The sequence below is a fragment of the Actinoplanes sp. NPDC049599 genome (assembly GCF_044465625.1).
Classification (GTDB): Bacteria; Actinomycetota; Actinomycetes; order Mycobacteriales; family Micromonosporaceae; genus Actinoplanes.
Map to the genome: position 1 here is coordinate 74831 of NZ_JBITLX010000019.1, position 18574 is coordinate 93404.

General features: G+C 71.4%; 15 protein-coding genes and 1 tRNA gene. 12 read left to right on the forward strand and 4 right to left on the reverse strand.

Annotated features, from left to right (window positions below; translation table 11 throughout):
* Positions 1-249 precede the first annotated feature (249 nt).
* A complete protein-coding gene (locus ACIBQZ_RS28575) occupies positions 250-771 on the forward strand; it encodes a permease-like cell division protein FtsX (RefSeq protein ID WP_396091889.1) in 522 nt (173 codons plus the stop codon).
* Positions 772-1088: 317 nt separating this feature from the next.
* Complete coding sequence (locus ACIBQZ_RS28580; protein ID WP_396091890.1) at positions 1089-2177, forward strand: hypothetical protein; 1089 nt, start codon at positions 1089-1091, stop codon at positions 2175-2177.
* Between the two features lie 144 nt (positions 2178-2321).
* Here the strand turns inward: ACIBQZ_RS28580 and ACIBQZ_RS28585 are convergent, their stop codons facing one another.
* Positions 2322-2696 carry a hypothetical protein gene (locus tag ACIBQZ_RS28585; protein WP_396091891.1) on the reverse strand — a complete coding sequence of 125 codons (375 nt, stop codon included), beginning with the start codon at positions 2694-2696 and terminating at the stop codon, positions 2322-2324.
* A gap of 188 nt (positions 2697-2884) precedes the next feature.
* Positions 2885-3070 (reverse strand): hypothetical protein, encoded by a 186-nt coding sequence (locus ACIBQZ_RS28590; RefSeq protein WP_396091892.1) that lies wholly within the window; start codon positions 3068-3070, stop codon positions 2885-2887.
* Positions 3071-3369: 299 nt separating this feature from the next.
* On the opposite strand from ACIBQZ_RS28590, the gene ACIBQZ_RS28595 reads away from it, so the two are divergent.
* Positions 3370-4923 carry a recombinase family protein gene (locus tag ACIBQZ_RS28595; RefSeq protein ID WP_396091893.1) on the forward strand — a complete coding sequence of 518 codons (1554 nt, stop codon included), beginning with the start codon at positions 3370-3372 and terminating at the stop codon, positions 4921-4923.
* Positions 4924-4925: 2 nt separating this feature from the next.
* Here the strand turns inward: ACIBQZ_RS28595 and ACIBQZ_RS28600 are convergent.
* Positions 4926-5010, reverse strand: a tRNA-Leu gene (locus ACIBQZ_RS28600).
* Between the two features lie 189 nt (positions 5011-5199).
* Between ACIBQZ_RS28600 and ACIBQZ_RS28605 the strand changes: the two genes are divergently transcribed.
* The 6 genes from ACIBQZ_RS28605 (at position 5200) to ACIBQZ_RS28630 (ending at position 14852) form a co-directional block, all read left to right on the forward strand.
* Positions 5200-6567 (forward strand): tetratricopeptide repeat protein, encoded by a 1368-nt coding sequence (locus ACIBQZ_RS28605; protein ID WP_396091894.1) that lies wholly within the window; start codon positions 5200-5202, stop codon positions 6565-6567.
* A 128-nt stretch (positions 6568-6695) separates the two neighbouring features.
* Positions 6696-9350, forward strand: coding sequence for a fibronectin type III domain-containing protein (locus tag ACIBQZ_RS28610; protein ID WP_396091895.1), 2655 nt, complete (start codon positions 6696-6698; stop codon positions 9348-9350).
* An 11-nt stretch (positions 9351-9361) separates the two neighbouring features.
* A complete protein-coding gene (locus tag ACIBQZ_RS28615) occupies positions 9362-10348 on the forward strand; it encodes an AAA family ATPase (protein WP_396091896.1) in 987 nt (328 codons plus the stop codon).
* A 169-nt stretch (positions 10349-10517) separates the two neighbouring features.
* Positions 10518-11663: a DUF58 domain-containing protein gene (locus ACIBQZ_RS28620; protein WP_396091897.1), complete on the forward strand. Its 1146-nt coding sequence runs from the start codon at positions 10518-10520 to the stop codon at positions 11661-11663.
* A gap of 26 nt (positions 11664-11689) precedes the next feature.
* On the forward strand, positions 11690-14212 hold the full coding sequence (locus ACIBQZ_RS28625; RefSeq protein ID WP_396091898.1) for a DUF3488 and transglutaminase-like domain-containing protein: 2523 nt from the start codon (positions 11690-11692) through the stop codon (positions 14210-14212).
* 235 nt (positions 14213-14447) lie between these two features.
* A complete protein-coding gene (locus ACIBQZ_RS28630) occupies positions 14448-14852 on the forward strand; it encodes a YkvA family protein (RefSeq protein WP_396091990.1) in 405 nt (134 codons plus the stop codon).
* A gap of 217 nt (positions 14853-15069) precedes the next feature.
* Here the strand turns inward: ACIBQZ_RS28630 and ACIBQZ_RS28635 are convergent, their stop codons facing one another.
* Positions 15070-15657 carry a TetR/AcrR family transcriptional regulator gene (locus tag ACIBQZ_RS28635; protein ID WP_396091899.1) on the reverse strand — a complete coding sequence of 196 codons (588 nt, stop codon included), beginning with the start codon at positions 15655-15657 and terminating at the stop codon, positions 15070-15072.
* 117 nt (positions 15658-15774) lie between these two features.
* Between ACIBQZ_RS28635 and ACIBQZ_RS28640 the strand changes: the two genes are divergently transcribed.
* The 3 genes from ACIBQZ_RS28640 (at position 15775) to ACIBQZ_RS28650 (ending at position 18569) form a co-directional block, all read left to right on the forward strand.
* Positions 15775-16686, forward strand: a complete 912-nt coding sequence (locus ACIBQZ_RS28640) for an SDR family oxidoreductase (protein WP_396091900.1) — start codon at positions 15775-15777, stop codon at positions 16684-16686.
* Positions 16687-16818: 132 nt separating this feature from the next.
* The gene (locus ACIBQZ_RS28645) at positions 16819-18042 is read left to right on the forward strand and encodes an MFS transporter (protein WP_396091901.1); all 1224 of its coding nucleotides are present in this window, start codon (positions 16819-16821) and stop codon (positions 18040-18042) included.
* Positions 18043-18101: 59 nt separating this feature from the next.
* A complete protein-coding gene (locus ACIBQZ_RS28650; protein WP_396091902.1) occupies positions 18102-18569 on the forward strand; it encodes a nitroreductase/quinone reductase family protein in 468 nt (155 codons plus the stop codon).
* The last annotated feature ends 5 nt before the right edge of the window (positions 18570-18574 follow it).

Here is an 18574-nt window from a genome sequence, read left to right on the forward strand (position 1 = left end):
CGCAGTTCACAGGCGAAATCACTACCGCTCACACCACTTCTTGGCACTCGATTCACCGTGACCGACGCTACGGTCCTCAGCACGGACCGGACCCCGCGACGATCAGACAGGGACAGCGGTACCCGGGCAAGGCAGACGCCGTAGCCCTCCATGCCCGGGCCGTTACACGCCGACGCATCGGTAGTCACGAGAACGTCCGGGGCCAACTCGGCCACGCCCGCACTCACTGTTCGTGGTAGAACTTCGCCCATGACGCCACGCGACACCGATGCCCCCGCGTCGCCTGAAACCTCGGCGCCAGCTTCGGCCGGGACCCGGTCCCTCCGACGTCGCTGGATAGTGGCCGCCGCTGCGGCGACCGCCGTGATCCTGGTCGGCGGCGGCGTCGGCATCGCCTACGCCCTCAGCACCGAATCGAATCGTCCCGACAACCTTTACGCCATCACCGTCATGCTGGACCCCGACGTCACCGCGGATCAGCAAGCAGCCGTGGAAGAAGAACTGAAGGGCTGGAACCCGACCATCGGGCCGGTGTTCAGAGGTTCCGGCGCCATCGCATCCATGGCCGCCGACGTGTACCAGGACGATCCCGAAACACTCGAGCGCGCCGCGGACATGCCGCTGCCGGCCATGATCGTCATGACCGTCGAGAGCCCCACCTTCAACTGCGAACCCGTACCCGCACTGCGCGAGCTACCCGGCGTGCAAAGCATCATGATCGACGGTGCCGCCAAGACCGGCGGCCGGCACGGCCGAATCGAATGCCCGTAGCACACACCAGTTCGGCAGACCCGCGAGAGCCAATGCGGGATTCGACTCGACAGCCGACACCACCACCCCATGAGGCATGACCTCGGTCCTGTGGGCAGAATCCGGTACCCCAGAGCACGGGAGCGTGTCCTCCGTCATCGCGTCCCCTCGGCCACTTGCGTCACGACCCGAGGGAAGACGCCTCCCCGTTTGTCAGCTCTGTTCAGCCATGCCGCATACCGCCAGCACAACCCTGCAGGCCCAAGAGCACGGTCCCGTCTCGAAAGGTTCTCCAGGGCGGGTGGTGTACGCCGAGCACCTTCGATCATGATGACCGCATGAACACAGGGAAGCGGCTGCTGGCGATCGGACTCCTGCTTGCGCTCGAGGGCTGCACCTCGCACGCCCCGGACGAAGCGCCGGAGACCTCCGCCCCGGCCGTGCCGCCCGTGGCCGTCGATGTACCCGCGGAATTCGTGGGCTGGTGGGACGGTCCCGGACCGGACGACTCCGGCGCAGACCCGGGGCAGGCGCCGAACAATCTGATCGGTCCGCACTACGGCGTACGGGTGTCCCAGGTCAAAGCCCTGCCACTGCTGCCCCTCGACGCTGCAAGGCGCGCCGCACTTCGGCAACCCGCCGGTGCGTCACCGCTGCAGCCGCCCACCACGACACCGATGACACTTCGGGCGGCTCCAGGACAGCAATTCGTCCTCGCCTGGCTAGCTAGCCAGGCAGGACTCGACGGCCAGGTCGCGACCGGGCTGGGCGCCGTGAACACCACCGTGAGCATCGGCGGCAGGTCCGTCGCGCTCGGGAAGCTTCCCACCGAGACGGTCCTCATGGTGTCCGCCCCCCAGGGCGCCGAGGTGCGGCTGGTGACCGGGGACCCAGGCCACCTGCAGTCGCTGGACCTGCGTACGGGCAAACGCCGCACGGGACCACCCGCGGTGTACGCCGACTTCCCCTCGTACCTCGGCGGCACCAGCAGCGGGTCACCCGGATACGCCCGGCTCCGCGCGAAGGGCCAGAACTATTCCACCACGCTTTTCCAGTGGGAAGCCGTGCGCAAACCCTGGGCCGGCGGCCTCGGCTACGCTCCGCGCGGCAAGGCATGGCTCGCGGTCGTAGTCAAGCTCGCCACTCAGCGGGACGTCACCGACAGCGGTGAACTCTCCCTCTCCCTGGACCCCGCCACCGCATTCCGGGTTGGCGGATCCAAGCCGGTACCCGGTTCCGTCAAACGCGTGGCCGACGAGGAGAACGAGGAGGCGGACTACAGCTTCGTCGTCGCCGTTGACGACGACTTCGGCAAGGGCACGCTGCACATCTCCCTGGACGGTGGAGAACTCCTAGTTGGCGGCAAACCGCGACAGTTCAGCGTCGTCGAAACCAAGGGCCTGTCCGTACCCTTCACCCTCCGGTGACGCCTCACCAACCGGACACCAAGCGAGCTTCTCCGCCTTGATGCAGCGGGTTACAGCCTTGGGTCTGCCGGCTTCAGGTAGCGCTGGCCCTCGTAACCGGCCGCGATGCCGTCCATCATCGTGTCGAGCGCCCGGCCCGGCCGCTTAACCTCGTCCCGGCCGCGGCCCGGACGGATCCGGTGGCCGAGGTTCTGCGGGCCGACCTGGGCGATGATCGGCAGCGCCCGGCGCACCGGCGCCATCACCCACCACACCAGCAGCGGCGCGAACAGCGCCGACGCCGCCAGCCTCGCCCGGGAACGTGTACCGCCGGCCCCACTGGCGCTGGGCGATGCTGAACTGCACCGGGCTGCCCAGCTCGACCAGGCAGTAGAGGCTGTAGTCGGCCACCCCCAGCGGCACCAGGGCCAGCCTCAGCACGTCCGACCGGATCCGGCGCAGCCGCCAGCCGACCTGGCGCAGGTACTCGACGACCAGCGGAGCGATCAGCAGAACACTGAACAGCCGGGTGAAGTTCACCAGGAACACGGTGATCGACCGCCGATCAGGCCGGGGTAGAGCTCTCAGCGCCTCCAAGGGATCATGAGGGTGCCGTGCGAGCTGCCGACGCGATCAGAGCCTTGGCCACCGTTCCGATGACGACCGGACGGAGCAGTGCGAGTTCGCCGATGACCCCGGTCCAGGCGTCGTTCTGCGGGACTCGGCTATCAGCAGGTCGGCCCGGGCGGGAAGGCCTCGGCGGCTATGGCCATCAGGGCCGCCGAGCGGATGTGCACCCGGGTGGTGCGCCGGGCAACCTCTACGGCCAGGTCGAGGTAACCCTGGGGGTGCCGAAACTCGTCCGGGACCCTGGCCAGGCCGTTCGTCTCGCGCCATGATCGAGTTGTGCGCATCCTTTGCACGCATTCAGGGATCGCAGCTCGATAGTTTGAACGGGCTCGACTCCGGAACGCCTGTGCTCTGCGACCGACTGACCTCAGCAGGTGCAGGGTTGTTGTCCGCGCGGGGTGGCTGTAGTCCGTAGGCGTGACAGTTCAGCGGTGCTGAGCGTGGCGACGGTGAACCGTCCTGGTCGGGGTATCGCCAGACCTGTCTGGCGAGTGGTAGCGGTGGGAGGAGCACATCTTCTCGAATCGCGGTGATCGCTATGCCGTCTCCCGCTTCCTCGTCTCCCGCTTCCTTCGATTCGTGGTTGGAGGCGCCGGTCACCGTGCGGCGGCGCGACCGGTCGACCGGCCCACGGCGTGGTTCGGGTGGGCTGCGGTTCGCGTTCTACGGGCGGATCTCGACGCTCGAGTATCAGGATCCGGTGTCCTCACGGGCGTGGCAGGTGGAGGCGGCCGAGCGGGTGGTCGCCGGGCGAGGGCGGATCGTGGCCGAGTTCTTCGACGTCGGCAGGTCCCGGAGCCTGCCGTGGCCGCGGCGTCCGCAGGCGGCTGCCCTGCTGGCCGCAGCGCAGAATCCGGATCGTAGGTTCGACGTGGTGGTGGTCGGGGAGTTCGAGCGGGCGTTCGCCGGCGGTGACGCGCCCGTGGTGATCGCCTTGCTGGCCTCGTTCGGGATACCGGTGTGGCTGCCCGAGGCACGCGGCCCGGTGGACTTGGCAAAGCCTGAGCATCAGGCGTTGTTGTTGATGTTGGGGCATCAGTCGGAGCGGGAAGTCCTGCGCAACAGGTTCCGCACCACGGCGGCGATGGCGGCGCAGGTCCGCGAACAGGGCCGCCATCTCGGTGGGCGGCCGCCGTACGGCTACCGACTCGTCGATGCCGGCCCGCATCCGAAGGCGATGCACGCCGGTTGGGGACGTCGTCAGCATCGTCTCGATGTGGATCCGGTGACCGCGCCGACAGTGCGATGGATGTTCGCGTGCCGCCTCGAGGGAATGAGCGCGGCGGGAATCGCGCGGCTGCTCAACGAGCGCGGTGTTCCGTCGCCCGGAGTGTATGACCAGGGCCGCAACCCGCATCGCAGCACCGCGGTGTGGACGCTGCGGACGGTGGCCGCGATCCTGGCTAACCCGCGGTACACCGGCCGGCAGGTCTGGAACCGGCAGTTCACCGATCATCGGGAGGCCGTGCCCGGGAATCGCCGGTCCAGCCGAGGCCCGGTGCGGGTGTGGAACCCCCGCTCCGATTGGGTGATCTCCGACGACCACACCCATCCCGCACTGGTCAGTGACGCCGACTTCCTGGCCGCGCAGCAGATCACCGCCCTCGCGGTACCAGCGGACGGCCGGGTGCACCGGTATCAGCTGACCGGCCTGCTCGTCTGCGCGCTCTGCGGGCGGCGCCTGGAAGGCCACTGGGTGAACCGGCGGCCGGGCTACCGATGCCGACACGGCCACACCACCGCCCAGGTAGCCGAGATGGAAGAGCCGGGCTGGGTGTACTGGTCGCAAACCCGCATCGTCGAGCACCTCGTTGCCACCGGCAACAAGGACCTGGCAGGTGTCGTTGACGCCGGCGACCTGGCCGCTCGTCTGCGGGCCCGGGACGCGCTGATCGTGTGCGGCCCGGACACGATCGCGGTCGACGAACCCCTTCCCGACGACACGGAAGCCGAAGTCGCATCCGCGGATGACGTTCAAACCACCGGCCAGCTCACCTTGCCGATGCCAACCCGGTCGCTCCGGCCGTCAGCCGAGAGAAATCCACGACCAGATCAGTGGATACCGAGGCCGAGACGGGAAAACGCACAGCCCCCATCGAGATCTATCCAGAATGTGAATGATCTCTTTGGGGGTTAACGTGTCCGGAGGGGGACTTGAACCCCCACGTCCGATAAAGGACACTAGCACCTCAAGCTAGCGCGTCTGCCATTCCGCCACCCGGACAAGGTGAGCACAGCATAACCGGGCCGACCTGCGGCTTGCATCCGCAACCCGCTGCCCGGGTGGGCTGCACAGGAGAGAAATATACACGCCCCCTCCCCCGCCCTCACACCACCCCTGACCCCGGACATACCCGGGCATCCCGGCCGCCCGTACTGGCGTAGGCGCAGTGTTGCGGGCAGCATGGCCTGCGTGTCCCAGCCGTCCCCGCTTCTCGCCGCCCGGCAGCGTGCCCTTGCCCTTGCCGATTCCGGTGATCTGGGGCAGGCGCGCGCTGTGCTCGAGCATGCCGTCGACCTGGGCCGGGCCAATCTCGGTGAGGACGATCCCGACGTTCTGCTGACCGCGCAGCAGCTCGCCGCCGTGCATCAGCTGGCCGGTGATCCGTCCGGGGCGCGGCGGGTGCTCGAGGAGGCTTATGCGGCCGGGCAGTGGCGGCTCGGGGATGCCGATCCGGTCATGCTTCTGATCTCGTTCGATCTCGGTGTGGTCGCCGAGGAGATGGAGAACCGGCATGAGGCCCGGCGGGCGTTCGGCCGGGTGGCCGCGCACGGGCCGGCCGTGCTCGGCGCGGAGCACTGGGCCGTTGTCCGCGCGCGCTCCTACCTCGGCGAGGACCCTCCGACGGTCCGCATGGAGCTGCCGGCCGAGCAGCTGCAGCGCTTCCAGGTTCCCACGCAGCGCGCGGCACCCCAAGACCAACAAGCACCGGTACGCCCGCAGCGCCCGGTGGCGGAGCCCTCGCCCCGTTACTTCCCCGCGCCACAAGAGGCCAGCGCTCCGCAGCCCGCACCCCCGGCCCCAATCTCGGAGCCCACTCCCCACTGGTTCCCCGCGCCGCAAGACGCCAACGCGCCTCAGCCCCTCACGGCGGAGCCGCCTCCCCACTACTTCCCCGCGCCACATGAGGCCAGCGCGCCCCAGTCCTCCACGTCAGAGCCGCCTCCCCACTACTTCCCCACCCCGCAGTCGGCGCCGCCGGGCTATCAGCAGGCCGCCGCCAGTCCGGTCCCGGCCGGATTCCAGCCAGGGCTGCCGGTGCCCCAGTCCGGTGGCCCCTACTTCCAGCAGTCCGTGCCACAGGTCACCTCCACAGCCCCGATCACCGATAGACCCGGCGATTCGTCGTACTCGCGGAAGGCGCCTGCCCTTTTCGCGGCTATTGCCGCGGTTTTCGGGGTGATCATCGCGGTGGTCGCGTTGGTTGTTGTTCTTGCCGATCGGGGTGACGATCCGGCCTCTGATGTGCCAACTCTCAGCGGGCCCGCCCCTAGCGATGTGCGCATGCGTGACTACGGATCGTCGGTGAAGCTCTTCTGGGCCGATCCCGCCAACGGGCGGGCCTCCTTTGTCATCACCGGTGGGCGGCCCGGTGAACAACTACGCCCCATGGGTCAGGTCGGGCCGACCACGACGACCTTCGATCTCAACGGGCTCAACGCTGACCTGGACTATTGCTTCGCGATCGTGGCCGTCTACACCACCAGCCAGTTCTCCACCTCGCCGCAGACCTGCACCAGCCGCTCGCCACGAACGAGCAAACCTTCGCCCGGCAAATGATGATCACTCTGGGCGATCACCACTGTCCACAACCGTGACTCACCGGGTGTCCACACCAGCCGCCATCCCCCTATGATGGCCTGCGTCCTGAACGGGGCGCCGCCGGCAAACGGGGAGGTAGGCACGCCGTGGCCAGTGCAGATGACGTGATCGGCCAGCGCAAGCGCCGCTGGCGCAGTCGTGGTGGCCTCGTCACCATGGGCACTGTCCTGAGCCTCGTCGCGGGCCTGGGACTCACCGTGCTCGGCCTCGGCGCCGCCGATCAGGCCGTCGCCAGCTACGACGCCGCCTCCTGGGTCTGGAGCAAGACCAAGGGCGAGGTGGCGCGGATCAACGGTGTCACCGCCCGGGTCGACACCCGGGTCAACGTGCCCAAGGCACGCGGCCACCAGATCGAGGTCGCGCAGAACGACCGCTTCGTGATCATGCGGGATCTGCAGACCGGCGTCGTCAGCTCGATGGATCTCTCCTCCCTGCAGATCTTCGTCAGCCCCGCGCCCGCTACCGGCGGCATCGGGGTCAGCGTCGCGCTGCGCGAGGACGCCGCCTTTGTCATCGACGCCGTTCAGGGTGAGGTGCGCCAGCTCGATCCGCGCACGCTGACCCCGATCGGCGAGCCGCTGCGCTACCCGCCCGGCATCACCGGCGGCGTCTTCGACGGTGCGGGCCGCTTGTGGATCGCCGTGCCCAGCGAGGGCACCGTGTCGGCCATCACCGCCGCCCCGCTGCCCGACAACTCCGCGACCGGTGGCGCCGGCGGTGGCCGGACCGCGGTCGGCCCCGCCCAGATCCGCACCGAGTCGGTGGCCGAGTCCAGCCACGACCTGGCGCTGTCCACCCTGGAGGACGGCGTCGCGGTGCTCGACCGCACCACCAACCAGCTGACCACGTTCCGCGGTGACGCCGAGGGCGTCTCGACCGTGCTGCCGCTGACCGGGCCGGGCATTCTGCCCGAGCACACCGACGGCGCGGTCGTGCCGGTCACGGTCCCTGACACCCGCCAGGTGTACGCGGTGCCCGAGCGCGGCGGTGTCGCGCAGTTCGCGGTGCCCGGCGACGGCAGTGAGCTGCAACCCGCGGTCGCCTGGGAGGGCTTCTTCTACGTCGCCGACGAGTCCACCGGCACCGTGCACGTCTTCGACGCCGCCGGCCGTGAGCAGCAGGACATCGGCTTCAAGAACGCCGGTGGCCCGCTGGAGCTCGAGGTCCGGGAGAACTACCTGTTCATCAATGCGCCCGGTTCGTCGACCGCCCGCGTCGTCGACAACGCCCACCAGGTGCGCGTGGTCGACAAGTACGCCGACGACGTGCTCGGTGGCGACCCGCCGCCCACCCCGCCGGACCCGCCGCCGCCCCCGCAGAAGCCCAAGAAGCCGCCGGTCGCCAAGCCGGGTGCGCCGCGCAACGTGCGCGCCGCCGCCGGCAACGCCGAGGTGCGGGTCACCTGGCGGGCCGCCGCCGCCAACGGCGCCGAGATCAGCAAGTACGTGGTCGAGGGCGCGGACAAGACCTTCCAGGTGGGCGCCAACCAGCGTTCGCTCAACGTCACCGGGCTGACCAACGGCGAGACGTACCGGTTCGCCGTACACGCGGTCAACAAGAAGGGCGACGGCCCGGCGCGCACCAGCAACGCGGTGCGGCCGACCGCCGAGGTCCCCGACGCGCCCACGGCCGCGAGCGCCGAGGCCAGACCCGACGGCACGGTCGTGGTCGACTGGCCGGCCGCGAACGGCCAGGGCCTGGAGATCGAGCGGTACGCGGTGACGGCGGTCAGCGACGGCACGTCCGCGCCGCTCGGCGAGGCCAAGGGCGAGACCAGCCTGACCATCAAGGACGGCGAGCTGGAGTACGGCAAGCAGTACGCGTTCACGGTCGTGGCCGTCAACGAGCGTGGCGCCGGCTCCAAGGCGTCCCCGATCAGCAACAGCGTCGTGCCGTTCACCAGGCCGGACCGGCCCGGGAACATCGACGCCGCCACCGTCAGCGACCAGGCCGGCGCCATCCGGGTCACCTGGACCGCCCCGGCAGAGAACGGCCGCCCGATCACCCACTACGCCGTGACGGCCGGCGGCAGGACCACCGACGTCACCGACGGCACCGGCGTCACGCTCAACGGCTTCGACACCGGCGCGACGGTGTCGGTCGAGGTGCGCGCGGTCAACGAGGCCGGCGACAGCGAGGCGGCGACAGCCACCGCCAAGACCCTGCCCCAGCCGGTCGTGACGATCACCGGCTCGTCGGCGACCTTCAACACCGCGACCGTGACCTTCAGCGTCAACGCCGGTGGCGCCCAGGCCACCTGCACGGTCAAGGCGAACAACGGCGGCGGCGACGCCTCCGGCGGCTGCTCCAGCCTCAAGGTGACCGGCCTCAAGCCGAGCACCAGCTACACCTTCACGGTGACCGCCAAGACCGCCGCCGGCACCAGCGACGCGCGCACCCGCACGCAGGAGACCGACGCCCTCTACGGCACGGCCACCTGCAACAACGGCGAGAACGGCGACACCGCCACGTACTGCAACGAGGATCGTGACGGGCGCAACGGCAACGAGATCTTCGCCAGCACGTCGCAGGAGAGCAAGCAGGTCGGCTGGGCCAAGCCCGGCACCCGGCTGCAGGCGTACTGCAAGGAGAAGGGCACCAGCATCGACTCCTACATCTACAACAACCACAAGGAGTCGAGCTGGTGGGTGCAGGTGAACTACTCCGGTAAGAACTACATCCCGTTCGCCTGGCTCAACCTCGACGGTGGCGACGACATCAACGACCTGCCCACCTGCTGAGGACCCCACCTGTGAGCAACGAACCCCTGCCGCCCCAGCACATCCAGGGCTTCGCCGCCGTGGCCGCCCAGCTCGCCGACCGGATCGGCGCCGTCGTGCTGGGCAAGCCCGAGGTCATCCGGCTCGCGCTCACCGCCATGTTCGCGCAGGGGCACGTGCTGCTCGAGGACGTGCCCGGCGTCGGCAAGACCACGCTGGCCCGGGCCATGGCCGCGGCGGTCCGGGGCCAGTGGCGGCGCATCCAGTTCACGCCCGACCTGCTGCCCTCCGACGTCTCCGGCGTGACGATCTTCAACCAGGCCAGCCGCGGCTTCGAGTTCCACCCCGGCCCGGTGTTCGCCAACATCGTCATCGCCGACGAGATCAACCGGGCGTCGCCGAAGACCCAGTCGGCGCTGCTGGAGGTCATGGAGGAGCGCCGGGTCACCGTCGACGGCGTGCCGCACCCGGTGCCGCAGCCGTTCCTGGTGGTGGCGACGCAGAACCCGGTCGAGATGGACGGCACCTACCGGCTGCCCGAGGCCCAGCTCGACCGGTTCCTGGTCAAGCTGTCGGTGGGCTACCCGGCCGAGGAGGTCGAGGTCGAGGTGCTGCGCGGGGCGGCGCTGCGCTCGCCCGACGCGCTGGAGCCGGTCACCGACACGGTCACGGTCGGCGAGATGGTCAAGATGGCGCTGCGGGTGCACATCGCCGATCCGCTCTACACCTACGCGGTCCGGCTGGCGGCTGCGACCCGCGACCACCCGCAGGTCCGGGTCGGGGTCAGCCCCCGCGGGGTGATCGCGCTGACCCGGGCGGCCTCGGCGTTCGCGCTGATCAACGGCCGCGGGTACGTGCTGCCGGAGGACTTCAAGGCGCTGATCGGGCCGGTGTTCGCCCACCGGGTGCTGCTGTCGCCGGACGCCCAGCTGCGCGGGGTGACCGCGGACGAGGTGCTGGAGGACGCGATCCGCTCGGTGCCGGTGCCCCTGCCGGACAATCAGCGCGTCGGGGCATGACCGCCTGCTCCCCGCACCTGCGGCAGAGCCGGCCGGCCCGGCCCGGCGGCAACCACCACGCGCCGCAGAGCCCAGCGGACCGGCCCGGCGGCAACCACCACGCGCCGCAGAGCCCAGCGGACCGGCCCGGCGGCGACCGCCGTGCGCGGCTGAGCTGGGCGGGTTGCGCGTGAGGCGGCTCGGGGGTTTCACCGTGCGCGGGGCCGGTGTTCTTCTTGCCGCGGTTGCCCTGCTGCTGGGCGGGTTTCGTTACGGCTACCCGGATCTGGCGTTGCTCGGGGCCGCCGCGACGGTTGCCGTGCTCTGTGGGGTTGTCTTCGCGGTGTGGCGGCCGGGGCTCGGTGTCGAGCGGGTCGCCAGCCCGGATCGGGTTGCTCGGGGTGAGCCGGCCACCATGACGCTCACCGTGCACAACACCAGCAAGCTGCGGGCCGCCAACCTGGTCGCCGCGGATCGGTGCGGGTCGTCGACCGTTCCCGTTCCTTTGTTGCGGTTGCGGCCCGGGCGGGACACCACCGTGCAGTATCCCGTGCCCACCCAGCGGCGCGGGGTGGTGCCGGTCGGGCCGTTGCGGGTCACCCGGACCGATCCGCTCGGGCTCCTGACGTTGTCGCGTACCTATGGTGGGGTCGCCACCGTCTGGGTGCATCCGCGGATTCATCTGTTGCGAGCGGTTCCGGCCGGGATGGCGCGCAGTCTGGACGGGCGGATCGACAAAGTGCCGCAGGGCACCATCACGTTCGACTCGCTGCGGGAGTACGTCATCGGGGACGAGCTGCGGCGGGTGCACTGGCGCAGTTCCGCCAAGGTCGGTGAGCTCATGGTGCGGGAGCAGCTCGACACCAGCGAGCCGACCATTGTCGTGCTGCTCGACGACCGGGGCGGGGCGCATCCGGAGGTGCGGGACGGCACCGCCGACTCGTTCGAGGCTTGTTGTGAAGCGGCTGCCTCCATTGTGGCCGCCGCCGTGCGTGAGGACCTTCCGGTGGCGCTGCATCTGGTGTCCGGGCCGGCGCCGGGGCCCTTCCTCGATGTGTTGACCGAGGCTGAGCTGCGGGCCGGCGACCTGACCCAGACGTTGCGGAGCCTGCGGCAGAACCGGATCGCTGACACGCTGGTCTACCTGACCGGGCCCGGTGGGCGGGCCGACCTGGGCGCGGTCAGCGCGTTGCGGGGCGCCTATCCGGTGGTCATCGCGGGGCTGTTCGGGGATCGGGACGCTGCGCCGGTGTCGGCCGGGGGCGGGCTCATCGTCATCGAGGCCGAGGACGGCGCACAGTTCGCCGGCGCCTGGGACGGGGTGCGCGGGTGGTGAGGTGGGCGCGGGCTGCGGTCGTACCGGTGGCTTTGGTGTTGGTGGTCGGTCTTTCCGGTGTGGTGCTCGGGCGGATCTATGCCGATGCGCTGCTCATGCAGCTCGTCGCGGGCGCGGCGCTGGGCTCGGTCGGGGTGAGTGTCGCCGCGCGGCGGCTGCCGTCGTGGACGGTTGCGCCGCTGTCGGTGCTGCTGCTCGCCGGTTACACGCTCGCGGCGCTGCGGGTGGCCGCCGACCGGGCCGAGCTGGCCGGGGCGCTGCCGGCGATCGCCGCCGACGCGCTGACCAACGGGATTCCGCGGCTGCTCACCGCGATGATCCCGGTCGAGTCGACGCCCGACACGGTGGTCGTGCCGGTGGTGGCGGCGTGGCTGGCCGGGCTGGCCGGCGCCGAGGTCGCGGTGCGGTCGGGGCGGGTGCTGCTCGGGTGCGCGCCGGCCGCGGCGCTCTACGCCGGCGCGCTGTACGTCGTCGGGCCCAACGCCGGGGCCGCCGGGTGGCCGACGCTGCTGTTCGCGGGGCTGGTCGCGGTGGCGCTCGCGGTCAGCGCCCGGCCGCCGGCCGGACCGTCGCTGTCCGGCGTACCCCCGAAGACCCGCGCGGCCGTGCGCGGCCGTGCGCTGGCCGGTGCGGCCGCCGGCCTGGTGGTCCTGATCGGCCTGATCGTCGCGGTCGGCCCGTGGGTCGGCGGCCGGGTCACCGCGACCCCGGTCGACCCCCGGCGGTACGTCGAACCGCCGCAGGTGGACAGCCTGGACGAGAGCCCGTTGAACCGGATCTCGGGCTGGGCGCTGACCCCGGAGCAGCGGCTGCTCGAGATCGGCCCGGCCGCCCCCGGCACCGGCCCGGTGCGGCTGCGGCTCGCGGTCCTGCCCGACTACGACGGGGTGACCTGGCGGGTCGGGGCCACCTACCGCAACGCCGGGCGGGTGCTGCCGAGCGCGCCCGCGCTGCCGGACGTGCCGGTGCGCCAGGTCACCCAGGACATCACCGTCGACGAGCTCACCGGGCGGCTGCTCCCGGTGGTGCCCACCCCGACCGGCGTCAACGGGGTACGCGTCGCCTACGACCCGGCCACCGGCACGCTGATCAGCCCCGAGGGGCTCAAACCCGGGGTGCGCTACACGGTCACGTCGCAGACCCAGGAGCCCGACCTCAACCTGCTGCCGTCCGCGGACTCCCCGACCGGCGACGAGGTGGCCCGCTTCCTCACCATCGGCGCCGGGGTGCCGGAGCCGATCAGCCGCCTCGCCGAGCAGCTCTCCGACGGCAACGCGGGCGCGTTCGACCGGGCTGCGGCCATCGAGGAGTTCCTGGCCGAGCACTACCGCAAGGTCGCCGACGCGCCGAGCGGGCACGCGTACCCGAACCTGGAGTTCTTCCTGTTCGGGCCGCGCGACCAGGGCGGGCAGCGGGGCACGTCCGAGCAGTTCGCGGCGTCGTTCGCGCTGCTCGCGCGGCTGACCGGGCTGCCGACCCGGGTGGTGGTCGGCTTCGACGCGCCCAAGGCCGGCGGCACGGTCACCGGCGGCGACGCGCTCGCCTGGCCGGAGGTGCTCTTCGACGAGCTGGGCTGGGTGGCGTTCGACCCGCTGCCGAAGAGCGACCAGCCCCGGCCGGTCGAGGAGGACTTCACCCCGAAGCCGTCCCCGCCGCCGACCTCCGACCCACCGCCGGCGTCGGAACAGGCGAGCGCCTCGGCGCCGCCGGCGGCGGTGGCTGCGCCGCCGGTGGCCAGGGACGGCGGGCCGGCGGGGGTGGTGGTGGCTGCCGGGGCTTCGGGGTCGGTGTTGTTGGTGCTGGTCGCGGCGGGGTTGACCGTGGTGGTGTTGCGGCGGGGGTTGCGGCAGCGGCGGCTGGGGGCCGGGGCGGCCGAGGAGCGGATAACCGGGGCATGGCTGGAGTTCACGGACGCGTTGCGGTTGGACGGGCGGCCGGTGCCGGTTCATCTGGCGGCCGGTGAGGCGGCGGCGTTCGCGGCGCGGCCGCCTGAGGTGCGGCCTGGCAGGGCGCGGAGGTGGAGATCCGGGCGGGGAACGGGTGCTGTTCCGGACGCGGTCGGGACTGTGCACGGCTCCGCGGAGGAGGCTCGCACGGGCACGGGCACGGGCACGGGCACGGGCACGGGCACGGGCACGGGCACGGGCGCAGGCGTCGTCGGCTCGGGCACGGGCGTCGTCGGCTCGGGCACGGGCGTCGTCGGCTCGGGCACGGGCGTCGTCGGCTCGGAGGATCCGGATCCGGACGCGGGGTCGGTGGGTTGGCGGCCGGAGGATGCGCCGGTTCGGCGTGACGCGGTGCCGGTGCGGGCTGCTGTCCCGCCGGAGGGTTTTGAGATGCCGCCGCTGGACGAGCTGGTGTCGGCCGTGAACACGGTGGGGTTTGCGCCCGGCGCGGCCGATGGGCGGCAGGCCGAGCGGGCGGGGCAGCAGGCGGTTGCCTATGCCGCGGCGCTGCGGGGGAAGAAGTCCTGGTGGAGACGGTTGTGGTGGAGTCTGCATCCCGGCCCGCTGCGCTGGCACCGCGACCGACACCCGGCGGGCCGCTGACACCCGACCCCGCGACCGTGCGCAGCCAATGGGTGATCCTGCTCCGCGAACGGGTGGCGCCGGCGGCCCGGAGGATTTCCAGCCCGTGGGCGGGTGGTGCCGGCGGCCCAGGTGATTTCCGGCGTCTTGGGCGGGTGGTGCCGGCGGCCCGGGTGATTTCCGGCCTCGTGGGCGGGTCGGTGGTCCAGTCGAAGCCGTAGCTCGCCCACGTGGCGCGTAGGGTCGACGGGTGAACCTGCGGGACTGGCTTGTCGGGCTCGGTGTCGCCCTCGGGTGTCTCGTGGCGAGCTGGGCGCTGCTGCTCGTGCTCGCCCGGCGCCTGCCACCCGGCATTCTGCGGGATCTGGCCGCGTTCATTCCCGATTGCGTCACCACCGTGCGGCGGTTGCGGAAGCATCCGCAGGTGCCGCGGCGGGCCCGGATCGCGATCATCATTGCCGGGATCTGGGTGGCCAGCCCGATCGATCTGATCCCCGAGTTCATCCCGGTGATCGGTCCGCTGGACGACATCGTGGTGGTCGCGCTGGCCCTCCGGTACGCCGGACGGCAGGTCCCGCGGGAGGTGCTGATGGCGGCGTGGCCCGGCGAACCACGGCTGCTGGAGCGGCTGCTCGGCCCGGCGCCCAGCCGGCCCGGCTGACCGGCGCCACCGCCGGGCAAGCAGGCCGGGGCAACGCCAAGCGACCAGGCCGGACAACCGCCAGGCGACCAGACAGGGCCAGCAGGCCGGGCGAGCAGACCGGGCCAGCAGAGCAGGCCAGCAGACCGGGCCAGCAGACCGGGCCAGCAGACCAGGCCAGCAGACCGGGCCAGCAGACCAGGCCAGCAGACCGGGACGCTGCCGCGGCGCTGTCGGTTCAGCCGTGGTCGGGATCGGGGTCTGGCGCTGCTGAGATGACTGCGCGCAGCTCGGCAGCTACCTCGGTGATCAGGTCGGTGAGTGAGGTGTCGCTGCCGGGCGCCACCCAGCGGGCGAACGCCAGCCGGAAGACCGTCACCCCGGACTCCGTGGCCAGGGTCGCCGTGGTCTCCCCGGTGCCCTTGGCGCGCAGCGCCGCCGCGATCGCGGCGGACAGTGAGCGCATCTTGTGCAGTTCGCGTTCCTGCAGCTCGGGGCTGCTGTCGATGATGGATTGACGCACCCGGACCAGGTCGAGGCGGTCGGCGAAGAGCTCCTTCGCCAGCCGGTGGAAGGCCGTGATGACCGCCTCGAACGGGGCGGCGTCCGTCTCGGTCACCGCCCGCACCGCCACCTCCTCCAGCAGCCTGCCACCGTCGAAGAGCGCCTCGCGTTTGTCGCCGAAGAGCCGGTAGAAGGTGCGTTTGTCGAGGCCGGCGCGGGCGGCGATGTCGGTGACCGTGGTGTTGTCGAAGCCGCGCTCGCGGAACAGTTCCATGGCGGCCGCCGCCAGGCGGCCGCGTGCGTCCGGTTGCCAGCGGGCCATGCCGGCGATGGTATCCGATGTCACATTGTGACATCTTCCCGCTCAGCCATGTCACAGTGCGACATCGCGGTGTACGGTCATGTCACGTTGTGACATCACCTTCGGGAAGGATCCACCATGCGCGTCTTCGTCACCGGGGCCTCCGGCCATCTCGGTTCCGCCGTCCTGCCGGAGCTGCTCCGCGCCGGGCACCAGGTTGTCGGCCTGGCCCGGTCCGACGCTGCGGCCGCCGCCATCGAGAAGCTCGGCGCCCGGGCGCGCCGCGGCGACCTGTCCGACCTTGACGTGCTGCGAGAGGAGGCCGCCGCCTCCGACGGGGTCGTGCACCTGGCGTTCCGCCACGACCTCATGCTCAGCGGCGACCTGGCCGGCGCCGCCACGGTCGACCTGCGGGCCCTCGCGGCACTGGCCGACGGCCTGGACGGCTCCGGCAAACCCCTGGTCGGCACGAGCGGGACGGCCATGCTCGCGATGGGTGGAGTCGTCGGCCGTCCCGGCACCGAGCGCGACGTCTTCCCGGGCGGCGGTTACCGGATCGACGCGGAGAACTTCGTGGCCGGGCTCGCCTCCCGCGGGGTGCGTTCCAGCATCGTGCGGCTCGCGCCCACGGTGCACAGCTCGCTCGACCACCACGGCTTCATCACCGTCATCGTTGCCGCCGCGCGGCAGCACGGCTACGCCGCCTACGTCGGCGAGGGCGCCAACCGCTGGCCGGCCGTGCACACTCTCGACGCCGCGGATCTCTACCGGCTCGCCCTGGAGAAGGCACCGGCCGGGTCGCGCCTGCACGCCGCCGCCGACGAGGGTGTCCCGTTCCGGGAGATCGCCACCGCGGTCGGCCGTAACCTCGGCATCCCGGTCCGGGGCATCCGCCCCGAGGAGGCCGAGGGGTACTTCGGTTTCCTCGGGTCGTTCGCGCAGATGGACAATCCGGCCTCGTCCGCGATCACCCGCGAGTTGCTCGGCTGGCACCCGAGCCGCCCCGGCCTGATCGCCGATCTGGACGCGGGACACTACTTCCAGCCATGACCGGTCCCGGGTTCGGTGGCTCACGTCACTGACCCGGGCACCCCGGGCGCGCCGCGCGGTGGCTTCCCGCAGGCTTCGGCGGGAGGACTTTCTGACATGTGTGCCGCCTGCGGAGTTCCCGCACACGCGCCGGTGACTGCCGTCGTACCCCGGAAGTTTGCCGCGCTGCGGAACAAGGACTGCCGTCCTTACCTCTTCGGGGCCGCGCTCGCGATGATGGCCGACAACATCGAGCACGTCATCACGTACTGGGTGCTCTGGGAGAGGTTCCATTCGCCCGCGCTGGCGGGCTTCCAGGTGATCAGCCACTGGCTGCCTTTTCTGTTCTTCTCCGTGTATTTCGGTGGGCTGGCCGACCGGTTCGACTGCCGCCGGGTCATCCAGGCCGCACAGGCGCTGTTCGCGCTCGTCTCGGTCGCCTGGGGTGTGCTGTTCCTGACCGGCTCGCTGCAGGTCTGGTCGGCGTGTGTGCTGCTGGTGCTGCACGGGCTCGCCGGGTCGCTGTGGGGGCCCGCCGAGCAGTTGATGCTGCACGACTTCGTCGGCGGCGACGAGGTGCCCAGCGCCGTGCGGCTCAATGCCACCTTCAAGAGCCTGGGTGTGCTGTTCGGGCCGGTGATCGGCTCCGCGCTGCTGCTCGGGCTCGGGCCGACCGCCGGCATCTTCGCCAACGTCGCGTTCTACCTGCCGCTGACCGTCTTCCTGTTCCGGACCCGGTTCACCGGGCACAGCCGTGCCGACGGGGCGCCGCGGCGGCGGATGGGCGTTGTCGACTCCGTGCGGGTGCTGCGTCAGGTCAGCGCCAACCGGACGCTGGTCAGCATGATCATTCTGGGTGGGCTGGGGTCGTTCTTCGTGGGCGCCTCGATGCAGTCGTCGATGCCGATCTTCGCCGGGGATCTGGGGGCGGGCAGCGCCGGCACGGCGTACGGGATCCTGCTTTTTGCCAACGGCGCGGGCGGGGTGATCGGCGGCATCCTGCTGGAGGCCACCGGCCGGTTGCGGCCGACCGTGCCGGCCGCCGTGGTCAGCACCGGCGTCTACGGGCTCAGCACGCTGCTGTTCGCGGTGTCGGCCAGCTATCCGCTGTCGGTGTTGTTGCTGGTGGTCGGCGGGGTCGCGAACCTGGCCTCGATGTCGATCGGGCAGACGCTGGTGCAGCTGCTCGCCCCGCCCGCGGACCGGGGGCGGGTGATCGGCGTGTACGGGATGTCGACCAACGGGCTGCGCTTCGGCAGCGGGATCACCGTGGGGTTGTTCGGGGCGGTGGTCGGGATCCACTGGTCGCTGGCGGTGAGCGCCGCCGCGTTGTGCCTGGGCACGGTGCTGGCCGGCGTCTCGGCCCGGCGCGCCTGAGCACCCACGTACCGGGAGCGTTGCGGGGCACGCCTACGGTGGACCGGGGGTGCGTGGAGATGTCGGACGTGCGTAAACCGTGGCTGCCGCCGCGCTGGTTCATCCGGCTCGCCTGGTCGGTGCACCGCGGGCTGTACCGCTTCTCCGGCGGCCGGGTCGGGCTGTGGCGCCCGAAACCCGGCAAGTGGGGCGCCATGCGGCTCACCACCAGCGGGCGCCGCACCGGCCAACCGCGCAGCGTGATCCTCGGCTACCTCGAGGACGGGCCGAACCTGGTCACGATGGCCATGAACGGCTGGGGTGACGGCGAGCCGGCCTGGTGGCTCAACCTGCTGGCGCACCCGGACGCGAGCGTGCAGCTCGCCGGCGGGTCGCACCCGGTGCGCGCCCGGGCCGCCGTGGACACCGAGCGCGACCGGCTGTGGCAGCGCTGGCGCGAGATCGACAAGGACCTCGACGCGTACGCCGCGCTGCGCTCGTCCCCGACCGCGGTGGTGGTGCTGGAGCCGCGCGCCGGGCAGGGGTGACCCGG